The organism is Paenibacillus amylolyticus, from assembly GCF_050990605.1.
Classification (GTDB): Bacteria; Bacillota; Bacilli; order Paenibacillales; family Paenibacillaceae; genus Paenibacillus; species Paenibacillus amylolyticus_H.
Genome location: NZ_CP158832.1, coordinates 4,483,686 through 4,501,160, shown reverse-complemented (window position 1 = coordinate 4,501,160; position 17,475 = coordinate 4,483,686). Strand labels below are relative to the sequence as shown.

At 48.2% G+C, this 17,475-nt stretch carries 17 protein-coding genes and 1 other annotated feature; of the genes, 16 read left to right on the top strand and 1 reads right to left on the bottom strand.

The features are described 5' to 3' along the window. Positions 1-3 precede the first annotated feature (3 nt). The 15 genes from spoVAE (at position 4) to leuS (ending at position 15,827) form a co-directional block, all read left to right on the top strand. A complete protein-coding gene (gene spoVAE / locus ABTV53_RS20065; RefSeq protein WP_433745647.1) occupies positions 4-354 on the top strand; it encodes a stage V sporulation protein AE in 351 nt (116 codons plus the stop codon). A gap of 207 nt (positions 355-561) precedes the next feature. Beyond that, positions 562-1,518, top strand: coding sequence for an AAA family ATPase (locus ABTV53_RS20060; protein WP_036615157.1), 957 nt, complete (start codon positions 562-564; stop codon positions 1,516-1,518). A gap of 3 nt (positions 1,519-1,521) precedes the next feature. After that, a complete protein-coding gene (locus ABTV53_RS20055; protein ID WP_433745644.1) occupies positions 1,522-2,769 on the top strand; it encodes a DUF58 domain-containing protein in 1,248 nt (415 codons plus the stop codon). Next, entirely contained in the window at positions 2,766-4,979 is a 2,214-nt protein-coding gene (locus ABTV53_RS20050; RefSeq protein ID WP_433745641.1) for a DUF4129 domain-containing transglutaminase family protein, read from the top strand. The genes ABTV53_RS20055 and ABTV53_RS20050 overlap by 4 nt, the downstream gene beginning before the upstream one ends. A 110-nt stretch (positions 4,980-5,089) precedes the next feature. After that, positions 5,090-5,617 carry a YqeG family HAD IIIA-type phosphatase gene (locus tag ABTV53_RS20045; protein WP_433745638.1) on the top strand — a complete coding sequence of 176 codons (528 nt, stop codon included), beginning with the start codon at positions 5,090-5,092 and terminating at the stop codon, positions 5,615-5,617. After that, complete coding sequence (gene yqeH / locus ABTV53_RS20040; protein ID WP_433745636.1) at positions 5,614-6,741, top strand: ribosome biogenesis GTPase YqeH; 1,128 nt, start codon at positions 5,614-5,616, stop codon at positions 6,739-6,741. Before ABTV53_RS20045 ends, yqeH begins: the two co-directional genes overlap by 4 nt. A gap of 44 nt (positions 6,742-6,785) precedes the next feature. Beyond that, on the top strand, positions 6,786-7,655 hold the full coding sequence (gene aroE, locus ABTV53_RS20035) for a shikimate dehydrogenase (protein WP_433745633.1): 870 nt from the start codon (positions 6,786-6,788) through the stop codon (positions 7,653-7,655). A 182-nt stretch (positions 7,656-7,837) separates the two neighbouring features. Continuing rightward, on the top strand, positions 7,838-8,131 hold the full coding sequence (yhbY, locus tag ABTV53_RS20030) for a ribosome assembly RNA-binding protein YhbY (RefSeq protein ID WP_017687186.1): 294 nt from the start codon (positions 7,838-7,840) through the stop codon (positions 8,129-8,131). 15 nt (positions 8,132-8,146) lie between these two features. Next, entirely contained in the window at positions 8,147-8,737 is a 591-nt protein-coding gene (locus ABTV53_RS20025; protein ID WP_433745630.1) for a nicotinate-nucleotide adenylyltransferase, read from the top strand. Beyond that, positions 8,721-9,287 (top strand): bis(5'-nucleosyl)-tetraphosphatase (symmetrical) YqeK, encoded by a 567-nt coding sequence (gene yqeK, locus ABTV53_RS20020; RefSeq protein WP_433745628.1) that lies wholly within the window; start codon positions 8,721-8,723, stop codon positions 9,285-9,287. Before ABTV53_RS20025 ends, yqeK begins: the two co-directional genes overlap by 17 nt. 76 nt (positions 9,288-9,363) lie before the next feature. Beyond that, complete coding sequence (gene rsfS, locus ABTV53_RS20015) at positions 9,364-9,711, top strand: ribosome silencing factor (protein WP_036615136.1); 348 nt, start codon at positions 9,364-9,366, stop codon at positions 9,709-9,711. Beyond that, positions 9,708-10,613, top strand: coding sequence for a CvfB family protein (locus ABTV53_RS20010; protein WP_433745624.1), 906 nt, complete (start codon positions 9,708-9,710; stop codon positions 10,611-10,613). The genes rsfS and ABTV53_RS20010 overlap by 4 nt, the downstream gene beginning before the upstream one ends. Before the next feature lie 358 nt (positions 10,614-10,971). Beyond that, positions 10,972-11,742: a class I SAM-dependent DNA methyltransferase gene (locus tag ABTV53_RS20005; RefSeq protein ID WP_433745622.1), complete on the top strand. Its 771-nt coding sequence runs from the start codon at positions 10,972-10,974 to the stop codon at positions 11,740-11,742. 226 nt (positions 11,743-11,968) lie between these two features. After that, positions 11,969-12,925 carry a phosphotransferase family protein gene (locus ABTV53_RS20000; RefSeq protein ID WP_433745619.1) on the top strand — a complete coding sequence of 319 codons (957 nt, stop codon included), beginning with the start codon at positions 11,969-11,971 and terminating at the stop codon, positions 12,923-12,925. Between the two features lie 110 nt (positions 12,926-13,035). Then, positions 13,036-13,304: a binding site (T-box leader), on the top strand. Positions 13,305-13,382: 78 nt separating this feature from the next. Further along, entirely contained in the window at positions 13,383-15,827 is a 2,445-nt protein-coding gene (leuS, locus tag ABTV53_RS19995) for a leucine--tRNA ligase (RefSeq protein ID WP_433745616.1), read from the top strand. On the opposite strand, the gene comER is transcribed toward leuS, so the two are convergent. Next, complete coding sequence (comER, locus tag ABTV53_RS19990; protein WP_421892865.1) at positions 15,808-16,653, bottom strand: late competence protein ComER; 846 nt, start codon at positions 16,651-16,653, stop codon at positions 15,808-15,810. The two genes, leuS and comER, sit on opposite strands and share 20 nt — an antisense overlap. Positions 16,654-16,839: 186 nt before the next feature. Here comER and ABTV53_RS19985 point away from each other — a divergent pair, with 186 nt between their 5' ends. Continuing rightward, the gene (locus ABTV53_RS19985; RefSeq protein WP_433745613.1) at positions 16,840-17,475 is read left to right on the top strand and encodes a ComEA family DNA-binding protein; all 636 of its coding nucleotides are present in this window, start codon (positions 16,840-16,842) and stop codon (positions 17,473-17,475) included.

The following is a 17,475-nucleotide window of genomic DNA, read 5'->3' as shown; positions in this document are numbered from 1 at the left end:
CGAATGCAGTTCTTATGGGCATTTATCGTTGGCGGTTTAATCTGTGTTGTCGGACAGCTTCTAATGGATGGTGTCAAACTGACACCGGCACATACCATGAGTACATTAGTTGTGGCGGGGGCGGTTGCTGATGCATTTGGCGTGTATGACCCCCTGGTTAAATTCGCAGGTGCGGGTGCTACCATCCCCATCACAAGTTTCGGTAATTCCTTGGTGCATGGGGCGTTGACCGAACTGGAGAAAGAGGGATGGCTGGGTGTCATTACAGGGATCTTCGACCTGACTGCGGCGGGGATTTCATCAGCGATCATCTTTTCTTTTCTCGCGGCATTGGTGGTTAAGCCAAAAGGCTAGTATAGCATGGAAGTTCTACTTGAACATATGCGATTCAGTAAAGGCTTCGGATTACTTCTATCCGGGCCTTTTTTGTCGTATTCATGCGAGAACTGCGGTGAATCTGACGGGCTGGAAACAAATTGTGAGTTCCTTCGAGTGTACTCGTGACTCTGGATCATGTACAATAAAAGGAAATCTGTATGCTTTTTTAGGAGGTTAGACCACATGCCTGTGCGCAAAGAGTCGATCCAAATCATATCCGCAGTTCGTTCGAATCTGGAATCCTGCATTATGGGGAAATCCTTTGAAATTCAACTTTTACTTACAGCTTTGCTTGCAGGCGGGCACGTTCTGATTGAAGACGTACCTGGAACTGGAAAAACACAATTGATTAAGGCACTGTCGAAATCCATGCGTGGGGAGTACCGACGCATTCAATGTAATCCTGATATTTTACCTAGTGATATTACGGGCGTATCTGTGTTCCATCCGAAGGATGAGCGTTTTTATTTCCGGCCAGGTCCTGTTATGACCAACATATTGCTCGCTGATGAAATTAATCGGGCCACAACAAAAACCCAATCGGCTCTGCTCGAAGTGATGGAAGAGCGCAGCGTGACCGTTGATGGCGATACGTATGATCTGCCCCATCCGTTCATGCTCTGTGCAACCCAGAATCCGATTGATTTTGAAGGTACGTATACCTTGCCGGAAGCACAACTGGACCGGTTTATGTTGAAAATAAGTCTCGGTTATCCCGATAAGGAAATTGAGAAAATTCTGTTGAAACAGCATCAGCTGGGTCAGCCTGTAGATCGCCTTGAATCCGTGACTCATATGGACCAGATCTCGGCAATCCAGCAGGAGATTAAAGAGGTCTTTATCGGTGATCCGGTTATGGACTATCTGCTGGATGTTGTTCGTCAAACCCGCTCCCACCCATCTGTATTGCTGGGTGCCAGCCCACGGGCAGCCATATCGTTCATGATGGCCGTAAAAGCTTTTGCTTTCTTGCAGGAACGTGATTATGTGCTTCCCGATGATGTCAAAACGATGGCGCCTTATGTGATCTCTCATCGTATTGTGCTTCGTCCCGAATCGAGACTGGACAGTATGAGTTCCGAGGCCGTTTTGAATGCCGTACTCCAGCAAGTACGCGTGCCCGTCTCCATGGGGCAATAGTTCATGAAGCCGCTTTTGAGAACAGTCAATAGAGGGTTACGTCACCCACGCGTATGGAGCATCGCAATGGTGTGGATGTGCTGTCTGGCTTATGTTTTGTTTCAGGGCGGGAAGACATCCCTTATGCTGCTGTCGATGGTGACCCTGCTCTGTGTATACCTTGCCATTGCTGGATTTAGCGGGGTAAGACGTGCTCAAGGAGTGCGCAAGTTATCTTCTGGCCCGGACCACGAAGAATTACTGCATGCGGGTGACCAGGTTCAAGTACAGCTGCGTCTGACGATTCCGGGATTCCTCCCGCTTCCCTATGTGGTTGTACGTGAAATGCTGCATCGGCATAATGGAGAATCGTGGTCGTTCAAGGAAAGCTTGATTCCGAATATGCGAGGTAATGGCGAGTTGTCTTTCCAGACACCGCCACTTGAGCGGGGAAAGTATGTTTTTTCAGAAACGGAATGTGCCAGTGAGGACATATTTGGACTGATTGAACATCGAGGAAAGTTTAAGGCCAGAGGTGAGTTTCGCGTACTGCCAAGAACGGTATTTATCCCATATTGGCAGCTCTACGACCGTAAATCACGGTTATCCGGTCCTCAGACGGCGTTAACCCGTTCACGGAGAGAGACCACTCAGATCAATGGTGTGCGTGACTACGTATACGGAGATCGACTTTCCCGCATTCACTGGAATGCAACGGCAAAGACAGGGAACTGGAAGTCCAAGGAGTTTGAACATGAGTCTGTGCCCAAAACCATTCTGGTTCTGGATGCGCTGGCATCAAGTTATGAACATGGGGATGCTTTTGAAATTGCCGTTTCCACGGCTGCTTCTCTGCTGGAGTATGGTGTCAGGGAACGAATGGGAATGGGGTTGTTGACATTGTCAGACCAGACATCCTTCATGGCCCCCAGTGAAAGTCTGATGGAACGACAGAAGATGATGCATCATCTGGTGGATATTCAATATAACGGTCAGGACACCCATCTGTTGCCCGGCGTGGAAAGAATCACACGTCTACTGCCTCAGGGAGCTTACTTTGTCGTGATTTCTCCCCAGAAGGATGAAAAAATAATGGAACTGTTGCGCTGGGCCGATACGCGGGGCATGACGCCATGTCATATTCTGATCGATACCAGTGAATCCCGCCGGAGTGCGGAGTGGAATGCCATGTTGCGCGGAAGAGGCACGAGGTCATTCACGGTTTCTCACTTGCAGGAGCTTCCAACGGTGATGGGGGGAGGTTCTGTATGAGTACAAAAGGAAATGAAAGTGTTGCAGGCAAACGATCCTGGTATCATGCAGCGTCATTGCTATGGATTTTCCTGATTGGAATGCAGTGGATTTCATTTACGCAGGAATCGTGGTACACGGAGACCACTTCTCTGGTGTTATGGACACTTGCAGCGGTCAGTGTGCTGGAGGTCATTCTGCCCTTCAAAACGATGTATCGGGCGATCATCAAGGCGGTTGTCGTAGGTTACATTTTGCATAAAACGCTAATTGATTATACGGTGTACATCCCTTATGGCTCTTTAACGGACCGAGCGGAGCAATTCATACTGCATATGACGCCGTACATCTGGTTCTCCCTGTGTGCATGGGTGATGCTTGAAGCTGCGCTTCGACTTGTGACCACAACACGTCGCATTCTTGTTTTTCTGGGTGTCAACATCATTTCCATGGGGATTCTCGATTCTTTCACCCAGATTCCACTCTGGATTGAAATCGCATGGGTGATGTTTGCGGGGATGGGATGGCTCGTATGTCAGCATTTCCGTAACTATCAGCTGCAGTATCCACAAGGTTGGAAACGAATCATCCGGTATCCTTATAAAGTCCTGGCCAATATTGCCATTATCTTTTCTTTGATTATTGTAGCCAGCGTCAATATGCCGGAGATTCCACCCACCTTGACGGATCCATACACAGCTTGGCGTAACTATACCGGAACTTCCACAAGTCAGGCTGGTAACGGAAACCTTGATATTCCGGCGGCTACCGAATCGGGATACAGCAGGGAAGACAATCAGCTTGGTGGAGGATTTAACTTCGACTATACCCCTGTCATGTCTGTCACCACCAATGAGCGCAGTTACTGGCGCGGTGAGACACGTGCAGAGTATACAGGCACAGGCTGGGATGACCGTGGACGGGGTGCGACAGAGAATGTTGAAGCCGGACAGCCTTTGGAGAACCAAGAATCCGGTAATGTGAATACTAAACAAGTGACTCAGAACGTAACGATGCTGAATGACAATGTCTATCCGATTCTGTTCGGTGCTTATTCGATCTCGGAAGTGAGCTCGATTAATGGTGAAGACAGAACGGAACGGATGTTGTGGAATGCCGAGCAGGCCGAACTGCATGTGGTGACAGACCGTCAGCAACCACAGTATCCCAAGACGTACACGATCGTATCGGAAGCCCCTGTGATTGTGGAAGATGAGCTTCGTACAAAGTCATTTGAAGATCTCTATAACAGTAATCCGGCAGATGATATGTACTTGCAATTACCATCCCGTTTCCCTGACCGGGTCTCGAATCTGGCAGCCGAGATAACGGCATCTGCGAATACTCCGTATGAAAAAGTCGCATTACTGCAAAACTATTTACAAACTAATTTTGAATACACGAACAATCCGGACTTATCTCGAAAAGTAAGCAGCGACTTTGTGGAAGGTTTCCTGTTCGATATCATGGAAGGCTACTGTGACTACTTCTCCACTGCGCTGGTGATGATGGCGCGCTCGGAGGGCATTCCTGCAAGATGGGTTAAAGGTTATGCGCCTGGACAACTGTCCCTGAATTCGGACATGCAGGCTCCACGTCAACCTGGCGCGGAGATTGAGACGACTTACACCGTTACCAATGCAGATGCGCACTCCTGGGCAGAGGTGTACTTTGGTGAGTATGGCTGGATTCCTGTTGAAGCAACGCCGGGCTTTGATATGCCGCTGCTGACGGAACAGCCTGATGTACAGCCTGTAGATGAGCCTGAAGAAGAGACAGAAGAGGAGCCGGTCCAAGAGGAAGAGCAGACCCCTGCACCTGAGCAGACATCGTCTGCCATCCCTACTTTTGTTATCTGGGCTGCAGGAGCCATTATTGTATTGTGGGTAGCATATATGTTCTGGCGTAATCGTTTCTCCATGCGCTTCTTCCTGCTTCGTTTACGGACAGGTGGACCGCTCACCCCTGAACAGAAGGTAGTGGCTGAGACCGAGCGTTGGATTCAGTATGTGAAACGCAAAGGGTTGACCCGGAGCGGAGACGAGACACTTCGTGAATCGGTAGCCCGCTGGAGCCAGGCAAAACCTGCTGCAGAAGCTACATTGTATGAGCTTCTCACGAAGTTTGAACAGACTCGTTACAGTCCGGCGTCCGTAACTGCCGACGACTGGAAGGGCGTCTATCAGACCGCCTTGAAGCTGCGGAAGGAACTGAAAGCGGAACGGGCATAGTTGTTGCCCGTCCCGTTTTTCCTTTTTTCCTATGCCATCAGGCGCTGTATGCATTTTCAGGAAAGACGGATTTGTGATATAGTGTGTCGTATGAAACTGAGGTGACTTCTTTGTTTAAAATGTTAATGCCCAAGCTGCGTGTAGACACGGTTTTTGACATTAATCTGGAAGAGCTGTACGCTCAAGGCTACCGTGGAATTATAACTGATCTGGATAACACACTCGTTGGAGCCAAAGCCCCTGACGCTACGCCTGAACTGATTGAATGGTTTGCGCGTGTGAAAGAGGCCGGTTTCAAGCTGATGATTGTGTCCAATAACAATTTGAATCGTGTATCCCTGTTTGCGACCCCGCTGGATATCCAGTTTGTGCATAGTGCACGCAAACCATCGAATGTACCGTTTCGTAGAGCAATGAAAATGATGGAGTTAACTCCTGAAAAAACGATTGTAGTAGGTGATCAGATGCTTACGGACGTCTATGGAGGGAACCGACTGGGACTATATACCGTTCTGGTACTGCCAATCTCCATTGGGGACGAAGGCTTTATGACACGCTTCAATCGACGCGTGGAACGGATTGCTCTAACGAGTTTACGCAGGAAAGGCTTATGGCTTGAGGAGGAAAAGAAGAAATGACAGAAACGCATAACGGCAATCTTGCCGTAAGGTGCAGTGGATGCGGCGTGCATCTGCAAACGGAAAATTCGGAATTACCCGGGTATATCCCCGAGAAGGCACTGGATCGTGAACCGGTTATATGCCAGCGCTGTTTCCGCATCAAAAACTACAATGAGTCATCATCCGTTACGGTGGATCAGGACGAATTCCTGGCGCTGCTTAGCAAAATCGGGGATAAGGATGCACTTGTCATCCATATCGTTGATTTGTTTGACTTTGATGGCAGCATTATCTCCGGTCTGCAACGTTTTGTAGGCAACAATCCGGTATTGCTTGCTGTGAACAAAACGGACTTGCTTCCAAAAGTAACCAACTGGAACAAGGTTCGCAACTGGGTACAAAAGCAAGCCAAAGAACAAGGTTTGCGCACCGTGGATGTCGTCTTGTGCAGTGCCAAGCAGAATCAGGGCTTCGACCGATTGCTTGAGCTAGTGGGAACGTATCGCGAAGATCGTGATGTATACGTGGTTGGCGGTACCAATGTGGGTAAATCCACACTGATTAACCGTCTGATCCGTGATTACAGCGATCTGGAGCAGGAACTGACCACATCCCGTTATCCGGGAACAACGCTGGATATGGTGAACATTCCACTGGATGATGGGAAATATATTATTGATACGCCCGGAATCGTATACCCATGGCGTTTCAGCGAGATTGTTTCACGTAAGGATCTCGCTGCCATCATGCCTGAAAAGCCGCTTAAACCGGCTGTGTATCAGTTGAATTCCGGTCAGACGCTGTTCTTCGGCGGCATGGCTCGATTCGACTTTGTGGAAGGTGATCGCCAGTCGTTCACTTGTTTTATCAGCACGGCGCTTGATATTCACCGGACGAAGCTGGAGCGTGCAGATGATCTTTACCGCGACCACCTGGGAGAATTGTTATCTCCGCCAACCCGGGAGAATGCAGCAGAGATGGCTGAATGGACCAGACATGAATTCCGCATCAAACGCGGCAGTCAATCGGATGTATTCATCTCGGGTCTGGGCTGGATTAAGGTTAATGGCGATATTGGAGCGCTGGTTGCGGTTCATGCTCCAAAAGGCATTCGTGTACAGATCCGTCCATCGTTGATCTAATCAATTCTCAGAATCTGTACATCAGATGGATCGGAGGCGGACCTATGTCTGAGCAGAAAAAGTTCAATTCTTCACTTCCCGTGTTGCTTGGCGTCATGGGTGATCCGATTGCTCACTCCAAGTCTCCGGCAATGCACAATGCGGCTCTGCAGGCTGCAGGAGTGAATGGAATGTATATGCCACTGCATGTTCATCCGGATCAACTGGAAGCAGCAGTTCGGGGGATTGTGGCACTTGGCTATCGTGGTGTCAATGTTACCATCCCGCACAAAGAGCAGGTCATGCAGTATCTGGATGTGATCGATGAAAGTGCTCGCCTGATTGGTGCGGTGAATACCATTGTCAATGAAGGTGGAACACTGACAGGGTACAATACGGATGGTATTGGCTATGTCCGATCCCTGAAGGAAGAGGCAGTGCCTAAGCTTGCGGGTAAACGTATTGCTGTACTGGGAGCAGGTGGAGCAGCGAGAGGTGTCATATATGCACTTGCACTGGAGAAGCCTGAACGGATCCATATCCTAAACCGTACAGCGGACAGGGCTATTGCACTTGCTTCGGATTTGCGGGGCCATGGCTTGGGAGAAATCTCGGGTAGTGGCATGGAAGAAACTGCAACGGTACTGGCTACGGCTGATATTGTGATTAACACAACGGCTGCCGGAATGCATCCACATGTTGATGACGTACCGGTTGACCCTTCATTGATCCGTGAAGGAGCAGCGGTAAGTGATCTGATCTACAATCCGATGGAGACCCGTCTGCTTCGGGAGTCGCGGATGCGAGGATGCACGGTGCACGGTGGTCTGGGGATGTTTGTATACCAGGGCGCAGTGGCCTTTGAGCATTGGCTTGGCATCCCGGCTCCAGTGGAGACGATGAGACGAGCGGTGTTAGAAAGTTTTGAAATGTGAATGATAAAGGGATCAGAAAAATCTGGGGATAACAGCGATCGGAAGATGGTACTGCAATCGGAGTCACCTTGTGTACTCAGTGATCATTTTCACCAGTGAAAAATAATAATTGAACGGTCAGGTCCGGGCAGTCTTTGCGCTGTCGATCAGGGCCTGCTCAATATAAGGAGTATGGAGTATTCATGTTAAACGGTAAACAAAAGCGCTTTTTGCGGTCGCAGGCACATCACCTGACCCCTGTATTTCAGATTGGTAAAGGTGGAACGAATGAGCACCTGTTCCGTCACATCGAAGATGCGATTGAGAAGCGCGAATTGATGAAAGTGCAAGTGTTGAACAACAATGACGAGGACAGAAAAGAGATGGCTGAAGAAGTTGCCCGTGAAACGGGTAGTGAGCTTGTACAACTCATCGGTAACACAATCATCCTGTACAAAGAATCGCGAGATAACAAACAAATCGAACTACCTAGATAAGGGAGCGTGACGCGGGTGAAGATCGGCATCATGGGTGGTACGTTTGATCCGATCCACATGGGACACCTCCTGGCAGCTGAAGCAGCAAGGGATTCACATGCATTGGATGAGATCTGGTTCATGCCTTCCCATGTTCCACCTCACAAACGCGGAGCCGGAGCTTCAGGACAGCAACGTCTCGATATGACGGAAGCGGCTGTGAAGGGTGTGCAGCAATATGAGGTGCTGGGTATCGAGATGGAACTGGGCGGAGTGTCTTATACAATCGATACGATGAAGGAACTGTGGCGTCGCTATCCGGAACATGAATTTTATTTCATTATCGGAGCGGACATGGTGAACTATCTTCCCAAATGGGAGCAGATTGAAGAACTTGCCGAACGGCTAACCTTTATCGGGGTTGGTCGGCCAGGCTTTCAGTTACATCTGGATGATCTTCCAGACGAGTTACAGGATCGGGTCCTGCTGGCCGAAATGCCCTTGGTGGATATTTCATCGACAGCCGTCCGCAGACGTCTTGCCAAAGGACATTCGGTACGCTTTATGATCCCTGATGAGGTGCACCAATACATTGTAAGGAGCGGTTTATATGGCACTAAGCCGTGATGAACTGATTGAAGCCGTATCCGGACAAATGCCGGAAAAACGCTGGAAGCATACACTGGGCGTGATGGAATCGGCCGTGATGTTGGCTGAAAAATATGGTGCTGATCCTGTAAAAGCAGATTTGGCAGCGATATTGCATGATGTGGCAAAATACTGGCCCGTAGCGGAGATGGAAGCAGTCATCCGCGATAACGGATTAAACCAGGAACTTCTGCAGCATGACAAGCAGCTCTGGCATTCGGAAGTCGGTGCTTTTGTAGCCGAGCGTGATTACGGTGTAGAGGATTCCGAAGTTATTCATGCCATCCGGTGGCATACCTCAGGTCGGGTAGGCATGAGCTTACTGGACAAAGTGGTATGTCTTGCCGATTACATTGAGCCGGGACGAGATTTCCCGGGAGTGAATCACATTCGCGAACAGGCTGAACGTAGTCTGGAGGAAGGTTTAATTGCCGGATTCGATTCTACGATCAGCTTGCTGATCTCGCAACGACGTGTCATTTATCCTTTGACCATGCTGTCGCGGAATGACTTGATTGCACAATTATAGAGGTTGTTCAAAAAGTCCACTTTTGATTACGAAGGATCTTTTTGAACACACAATTACAGATTATGGAGGTTGGTTCATGACAGTATCATCGAAAGAACTTATGAATATGGCGGTTGCTGCCGCTGACGACAAAAAGGCATCCAATATTGTAGCGTTGGATCTGATTAATGTTTCCTTGGTGGCGGACTATTTTGTTATTTGTCACGGGAATTCCGATACACAGGTACAGGCCATTGCCACAGAAATTCGCAAACAGGCTCATGCAGCCGGAGCGACGATCAAAGGTATCGAAGGTATGGATTCCGCACGTTGGGTACTGATGGACATGGGCGATGTTGTTGTTCATATCTTCCACCGCGACGAGCGTGAATACTACAACATTGAACGTCTATGGTCTGATGCCAAAGTGGTGGAAACGGTATGAGTTTGATTGCTGGAACAGTCGTCTCTTTGCCGGTTTCACGTGAAGTGTCTCCATTTGGCTTCTTTTTGACGACAGGATCGGAAGATGTACTGCTTCACTATACCGAGTTAACGCGGGATATTAAGATTGGTGAGACGCTTGAGGTATTTGTATTCTTTGATACCGAAGATCGTCTGGCCGTAACGATGAAGAAGCCTTATCTCATGCTCGGCGAAATGGCACGACTGGTTGTGGCTGATGTTCACCCACGACTGGGCTGTTTCCTGGAAATGGGACTTGGACGGCAATTGCTGCTTCCTATTCGTGAACTGCCTGAACTGGAAGAACTGCGTCCTCAAGTGGGGGATGAAGTCTTTGTAATCATGGAACATGACAAGCAGGGACGTCTGCGTGCCAAATTGGCCGGGGAACGTGAACTTTCACCATTGTCTTTCCATGCGCCAAGTTCATGGTTAAACGAGTGGGTTGAAGCGACGGTATACAAGCCACTGCAGATGGGTACTTTTGTACTTGTAGAAGGCGGTGTACTGGGCTTTGGCGCGATTGGCATGATTCATTCATCTGAACGTAGTCATATGCTGCGTCTTGGTGAGAAAGTGAAATGTCGGGTGACACTGGTTCGTGAAGACGGACGTGTGAATCTGGCCATGACTCAACTCAAACAAGTTGGACGTAACGAAGATGCAGACAAGCTGCTCGCTTTTATGAAAGAACGTCCTATGGGCGGCATGCCTTATTCTGATGCAACTCCGCCGGATATCATCAAGCAGCGCTTTGGCATCAGCAAGTCTGCGTTCAAGCGTGCCTTGGGCAAATTGATGAAAGACGGATTGGTGGTCCAAAAGGAAAGCTGGACGTATCTGTCCGAATCTGCTCCTGCGGATCAAAGTGAAAACAAGTAATCTTCCTGATTAAATAGTTGTAATATGGAACTCGGATAAGGCAGGGATAGGCTGGGTAACACCGGATGCCCCTGTCTTTACTTTTGTTATATAAATTGAACTAAACATTTACACGAAACGGAGAGGACAGAAAGAACCTGAAGAAGTGTAGCTACAAGCTTTCTATGGAAAGCTACTTCGTAAGCATAAACCCGCCTTTATCCCCGGATTTAATCCTTTATAAAAGGAATCAAAAAAAATCTAGGGATAACAGCGATCGGAAGGTTGTTCTGTCATTGGAGTGTCCAGTGTAAATACTCTTTAGTTCAACTTATATAGACAAGGATTGGAAAATGAAATTGAAAGTGCGGTGCCTGACATGTCTTACCGGAAATTTGCCTATGTGTATGATGAATTAATGGAAGATATGCCTTATCCGGACTGGATAAGGTTTGCAAGAACAGCATGGGAAAAGCATGGAATGCCCAAAAGTGTCGCTGAACTTGGCTGTGGAACGGGCTCCATTACGATCCCGCTCGTGAACTCCGGTTTCGAAGTTATCGGCATTGACCTCTCATCAGATATGCTGTCGGTTGCGCGAAGCAAGATGGAGGCTACGCCTCAGGGTCATCGCTTGTATCGCGAGGGCAGTGTTCGTTGGGTGCAGCAGGATATGCGGGAATGGCGAGTTCCGGAACCCGTGGATTCGGTGATATCTTTCTGTGATTGCGTCAATTATCTGCTTGAACAAGAAGATGTTGTTCGAACATTCCAGCGGACATATGAGATGTTGAAGCCTGATGGAACGTTTTTGTTTGATGTGCATCATCCCAATACCCTTATCCGTTATGATGAAGAGCAGCCTTTTGTACTGGATGAGCGCTCCGTATCTTATATTTGGACTTGTGATCTGGACCAGGATCGCTGTGAGATCGAACATCATCTCAGTATTTTTTCGCGTGTGGATGATGGTAGCAAGGATATGTACCAGCGTTTTGAAGAAGTTCATGTCCAGCGTGCATATAACCCGGACTGGATGAAGCTGGAGTTGTCCAAGGCAGGTTTTAGAGATGTGAAGGTATACGCGGATTTTGAATGGAAAGAGGCCGGAGACAGCGCACAACGCTTGTTCTACGTTGCTGTGAAATAAGAGCAAATCACGAGAACTGTCCTTATGTTCGGTACATAAGGACAGTTTGTTTTGTTTTATTTTCCATAAAGAAAGATGGACAATGTTACTGTAATCGGGCAAACCAAATGTTGGGAGAAACTTACGAGAGTGACAAAAAGTATTGCCAGTTAAAGTAAAGGAGGTGATAATAGTCGGATAGAAAGCGTTTTCTGAGGAAAATCCATAGTCGAGGTGAGGTGTAGAAGTGGAAAGTACATATAAAACAAGACTCTCGTCAGAACAACTGAATGCCATCATAGAGCAGCATTTCTCTGAAAGTATACAGGACTACAAGGAAATGGTGGATGGCTGGGCCAATCATGCATATCTCATTACACTCAGTGACACACAGCGAGTGGTACTCAAAATTGCTCCTTCAGCTTCGACAAATCTGATGCGCTGTGAACAGGATCTGATGATCGCCGAGGTTGAGGCACTGCGCCTCATCAGCGAGTTGCAGGATGTTCCCGTACCCCAAGTACTGGTTTATGATGATTCGTTAACTATGGCTTCAGCGCGTTATTTTATCATGGAGTACATGTCTGGAACACCCTATAATCAGGTTAAGGATCAGTATACTACGGAAGAACAGGAAGCCGTTGAACAACAACTGGGGCGTTACAATCGTCGAATTAATGAAATCAAGGGCGAGAAGTTTGGATATTTCACGGAGCAAAAACAGCGATATTCCACATGGAAAGAAGCATTTATGAATCTGATGGATGACATTCTTGCGGATGGGGAAGAGGCCGGGATTACATTTTCGATGGATTACCCAGAATTGAGACGTTTGATTGATGAAAAATCGGATGTGCTGGACGATGTAAAACAACCTGTTCTTGTCAGTTGGGATCTGTGGGATGGCAATGTTCTAGTAGACAAAGGTCGCATTACAGCGATGATTGATTTTGAACGTTCACTGTGGGCAGACCCTCTGATGGAGCATTATTTTAGTCATTTTAACTATACACCTGGTTTTGTGAAAGGGTATGGGCATGCGATTACGACTGAAAATGAGCTGAAAAGAAGAAGTCTCTATGACTTGTACTTTGATCTGGTGCTGCGCATAGAGTGCGCTTATCGTCAATATGATCATCAGGAACATGTGAATTGGACCATTCATAATCTGGAGGAAGGCATCGAGCGCTTTCGTTTAATCTGACAGCAACCAGCGTTATGAACGGTTCGGGCCGTATACTTCAAGATGGCGATTATAATGTGTAATATTGACTTTAGGCTTGCTTTTTTATATAATGGTCGCTATATTGTATACATATTTCGATGATAAGGATTAGTAGTAATTCCTGTTCATAACAGAGAGCCGGCGGTTGGTGCAAGCCGGTTGACAGTAATTTGCGAACTCGCCTTGGAGAAATGCGGTGATTACACCATTCTGTTTAACTTGCTTGTATAAAGCTTGGATCAGGAATGGAAATCCGCATCGGTTAACCGCCGTTACAGGTCCAAAGGGAGTGGATGACGAAGCACGTTCGTCCGCTAACTAGGGTGGTACCACGGGAATTCAACCTCTCGTCCCTAGCGCTGCAAACGCTACGGGATGCTGAGGTTTTTTTGTTGCAATTAAAGCTAAAACGAATAACCTGAAGGAGGAACAATAGATGAGTGAGAATAACCAGCCAAAACACGGCTATCAGCCACAAGTCATGGAAAAAAGTTGGCAGCAATACTGGGATGCAAATAAAACGTTTAAAACGGGTGAGGACCCTGCCAAACCGAAATTTTATGCACTGGATATGTTCCCGTATCCATCCGGTTCAGGTCTGCACGTAGGTCACCCGGAAGGATATACGGCAACGGATATCGTTTCCCGTTACAAGCGTATGCGCGGTTACAACGTATTACACCCCATGGGTTGGGATGCTTTCGGTCTGCCTGCTGAGCAGCATGCACTGGATACAGGTGAACATCCACGGGATATTACATTCCGTAATATCGACAATTTCCGTCGCCAGATCAAATCGCTCGGTTTCTCCTATGACTGGGATCGTGAGATCAGCACAACGGACCCTGAGTATTATAAATGGACACAATGGATCTTTATCCAGTTGTACAATAAGGGCCTCGCTTATGTGGATGAAGTCGCAGTTAACTGGTGCGAAGCACTTGGAACGGTACTGGCTAATGAAGAGGTTATTGATGGCAAGAGTGAACGTGGTGGACATCCGGTAGTACGTAAACCGATGCGTCAGTGGGTCCTGAGAATTACCGAGTATGCAGAGCGTCTGTTGGAAGACCTGGAAGAGCTGGATTGGTCTGAAAGCATCAAAGATATGCAACGTAACTGGATCGGTAAATCGACAGGTGCGGAAGTGGTATTTGCCATTGAAGGTCGCGAGGAAGTTATCAAGGTGTTCACTACCCGTGCGGACACATTGTTCGGTGCGAGCTTTGCAGTACTTGCTCCGGAACATGAATTGGTAGAAGTAATTACAACCGATGATCAACGTGAAGCGATTCAGGCTTATCAGGAGCAGGCTTCTCGTAAGAGTGATCTGGAACGTACGGATCTGGCCAAAGACAAAACAGGTGTATTCACTGGCGCTTATGCAATCAATCCTGTTAATGGTGCAAAACTGCCGATCTGGATTGCTGATTACGTTCTTGCAGGTTACGGTACAGGTGCGGTTATGGCTGTTCCGGGTCATGATGCACGTGACTGGGAATTTGCGAAGCAGTTTGGTCTGGATATCATCGAGGTTATTCAAGGTGGAGACGTTACACAAGAGGCATATTCCGGTGATGGTGCGCATGTGAATTCAGATTTCCTGAACGGACTGAACAATGAAGAAGCGGTTGCCAAGATGATTGCTTGGCTGGAAGAGAACGGTAAGGGGCAAGGGAAAGTAACTTACCGTCTGCGTGATTGGCTGTTCAGCCGTCAGCGCTACTGGGGTGAGCCAATCCCGATTCTGCATCTGGAAGACGGAACGATGAAGACCGTACCTGAAGATCAACTTCCACTGCTGCTGCCTGATATCGACCAGATCAAACCTTCGGGTACCGGAGAATCACCACTGGCGAATGTTACGGAGTGGGTGAATACGGTAGATCCGGAAACAGGAATGAAGGCACGTCGTGAAACCAACACCATGCCACAATGGGCAGGTAGCTGCTGGTATTACCTGCGCTTTATCGATCCACACAATGACAAGGAATTGATCTCCAAGGATAAACAGCAGCAGTGGCTGCCGGTGGATCTGTACATTGGCGGAGCAGAGCATGCGGTGCTTCACTTGCTGTACGCTCGTTTCTGGCACAAAGTGTTGTATGATCTGGGTGTTGTGGAAACCAAAGAGCCTTTCTACAAACTGGTGAACCAAGGTATGATCCTGGGTACCAACAATGAGAAAATGAGTAAATCCCGTGGTAATGTCATTAACCCGGATGAAATCGTAAATGAATTCGGTGCAGACACATTACGTCTTTACGAGATGTTCATGGGACCATTGGAAGCAACAAAACCGTGGAATGCAAACGGGGTTGAAGGCATGCACCGCTTCCTGTCACGAGTATGGCGTCTCTTCATTAACGAAGACACAGGAGCCATCAATGACAAGATTACGGTGGATGGTGGAACGGACGAGTTCAAGCGGACTGCTCACAAAACGATCAAAAAAGTTACGGAAGATCTGGAACATCTGCGCTTTAATACATCCATCAGTCAGCTGATGATCTTCATCAACGATGCATACAAAGCCGATACGCTGCCTCGTGAAGCGATGGAGAACTTTGTGCAGCTGTTGTCACCACTGGCACCACATATGGCGGAAGAACTGTGGAGCCGTTTGGGTCATGAAGGTGGAATCTCTTACGTGGCTTGGCCTGAATATGATGAGTCCATGACAGTGGATGCGGAAGTAGAAATCGTTGTTCAGGTAAACGGCAAAATCGTAACTCGTGCTACGATCGCGAAGGATCTGGATGCACAGGGGATGCAGGACTTCACGATGGAGCTGGCACCTGTTAAGCAGGCGCTGGAAGGCAAGACCATTCGCAAGGTCATTGCCGTTCCAGGCAAACTTGTTAATATTGTTGCCGGTTAATCTCGCCGGCTCGGAATAGTTCATCCAGCTTTAACAAATCTTCATCATATTTGTCATGTGTCGTGTGGATCAGGCTGTCGAAAACACCGTCGAGGCTAACCTTCAGCAGTGCAAGTGCCTGAGCGGTAATACCGCCAGGTACAGCCACACGAGCCTGAAGCTCTTGCGGTGTGTATCCTCCTTCGGTGAGCAGCTTGCCTGTTCCCAAGAGCATTTCGCCAGCCAGAGCGCAGGCATCTGCCCTTTTGATGCCTGTCAGCTTCACTGCGCTTTCGATCCACTGTTCCAAAAAGAACGATATAAATGCAGGTCCGCAGCTGGAGAAGTCGGATGTAATTCGTGTACAGGCTTCATCCACTTGGAACGGCCTGCCTATATGACTAAGCAGACTTTCCAAGACAGCGCGGTCCTCACTGGTCATTCGTTCGCCGTGTATACACAGGGACGCGCCGCTGCCAACCTGGTGTGTGACGCTGGGAATAACCTTGGAGACTTTGCAAGGAAGTGAAGATTCCAGATGGCGCAGCTGCACGGGACTGGTGATCGAGACAATTATATGATTGGGATTCACGACAGGCAGGATGTCGTCAATGACATGTTTGAATTCAAGCGGCTTCACGCACAGGAAGATGATATTACTTCGGATCACCGTTTCCCGATTGCTCTGGGATTCATGCAGACCGGGGTAACGGAGGGATAACTGCCGTACTTTGGACGGGGTTCGATTACTGGCGGCGATCTGCCGCGGTTCGAGTGCACCCGATTGGATCAGGGCATAGATCAGCAGGCTGCCCATGCTGCCGGTTCCGATAAATCCAACCTTCATTGTTTCAGGCCTCCTTTCATGCTTTACGGTACTGGCGCAGTTCATTCCCTCTATTCTATGCGTGAGGACCTGTTTCACATGACATGAAAAATACACAACTTGTTTGATCAGGGAAGTTCAACGGTTCGGAAGCACCGCCCGTGTTCGAAATGAATGATTTTGAATTCAGGGAGAGGTGTGGAAGAAATGAGATGGAACAAAGGAATGACCATTGCTGCTGCGGTGGTTGGAAGTATACTTATATTATGGTCGGGCAAAAGTGAACAACCACCTAGTGGCTGGGAACCCTTGCAGCTCGGCACCGAGAAGCCGACGATAGAGCAGGAACTTCCTGCTGTACAGTCGGCTACTTCGGTTCTGGGCAATACAGGAACATCTTCAGGAACGGATGCAAGTGGGATGCAGACTGGGAATGATGCAAAGGCAGATGAGTCTAAAGAGCTTGTGAGCGTTGGGGTTGAAGGTGATTCAGTTGTTCAAACTACAAGTCAGACGAATGATAATCCACCGGACACCTCAAATTCGATTGAACCAGTTGCGCAAAGTACGAATTCGAATCCTTCGGTTACCTCCGAGACGGCATCAAGCAGTAATCTATCTGTAGTTCGTGAGGAAGCTAGCGACAATGGTAAGATTGATGTGAATACGGCACCTGTCTCCAAGCTTACGGAGCTTCCCGGTATTGGAGAGAAGAAAGCTCAGGCTATTGTGGACTATCGAAATGCACATGGTCCTTTTGCGAAAGTTAGTGATCTGACAAAGGTCAAGGGAATCGGCATGAAGATGCTGGAGAAGATGGCACCGTATGTGCAGATCCGGTAA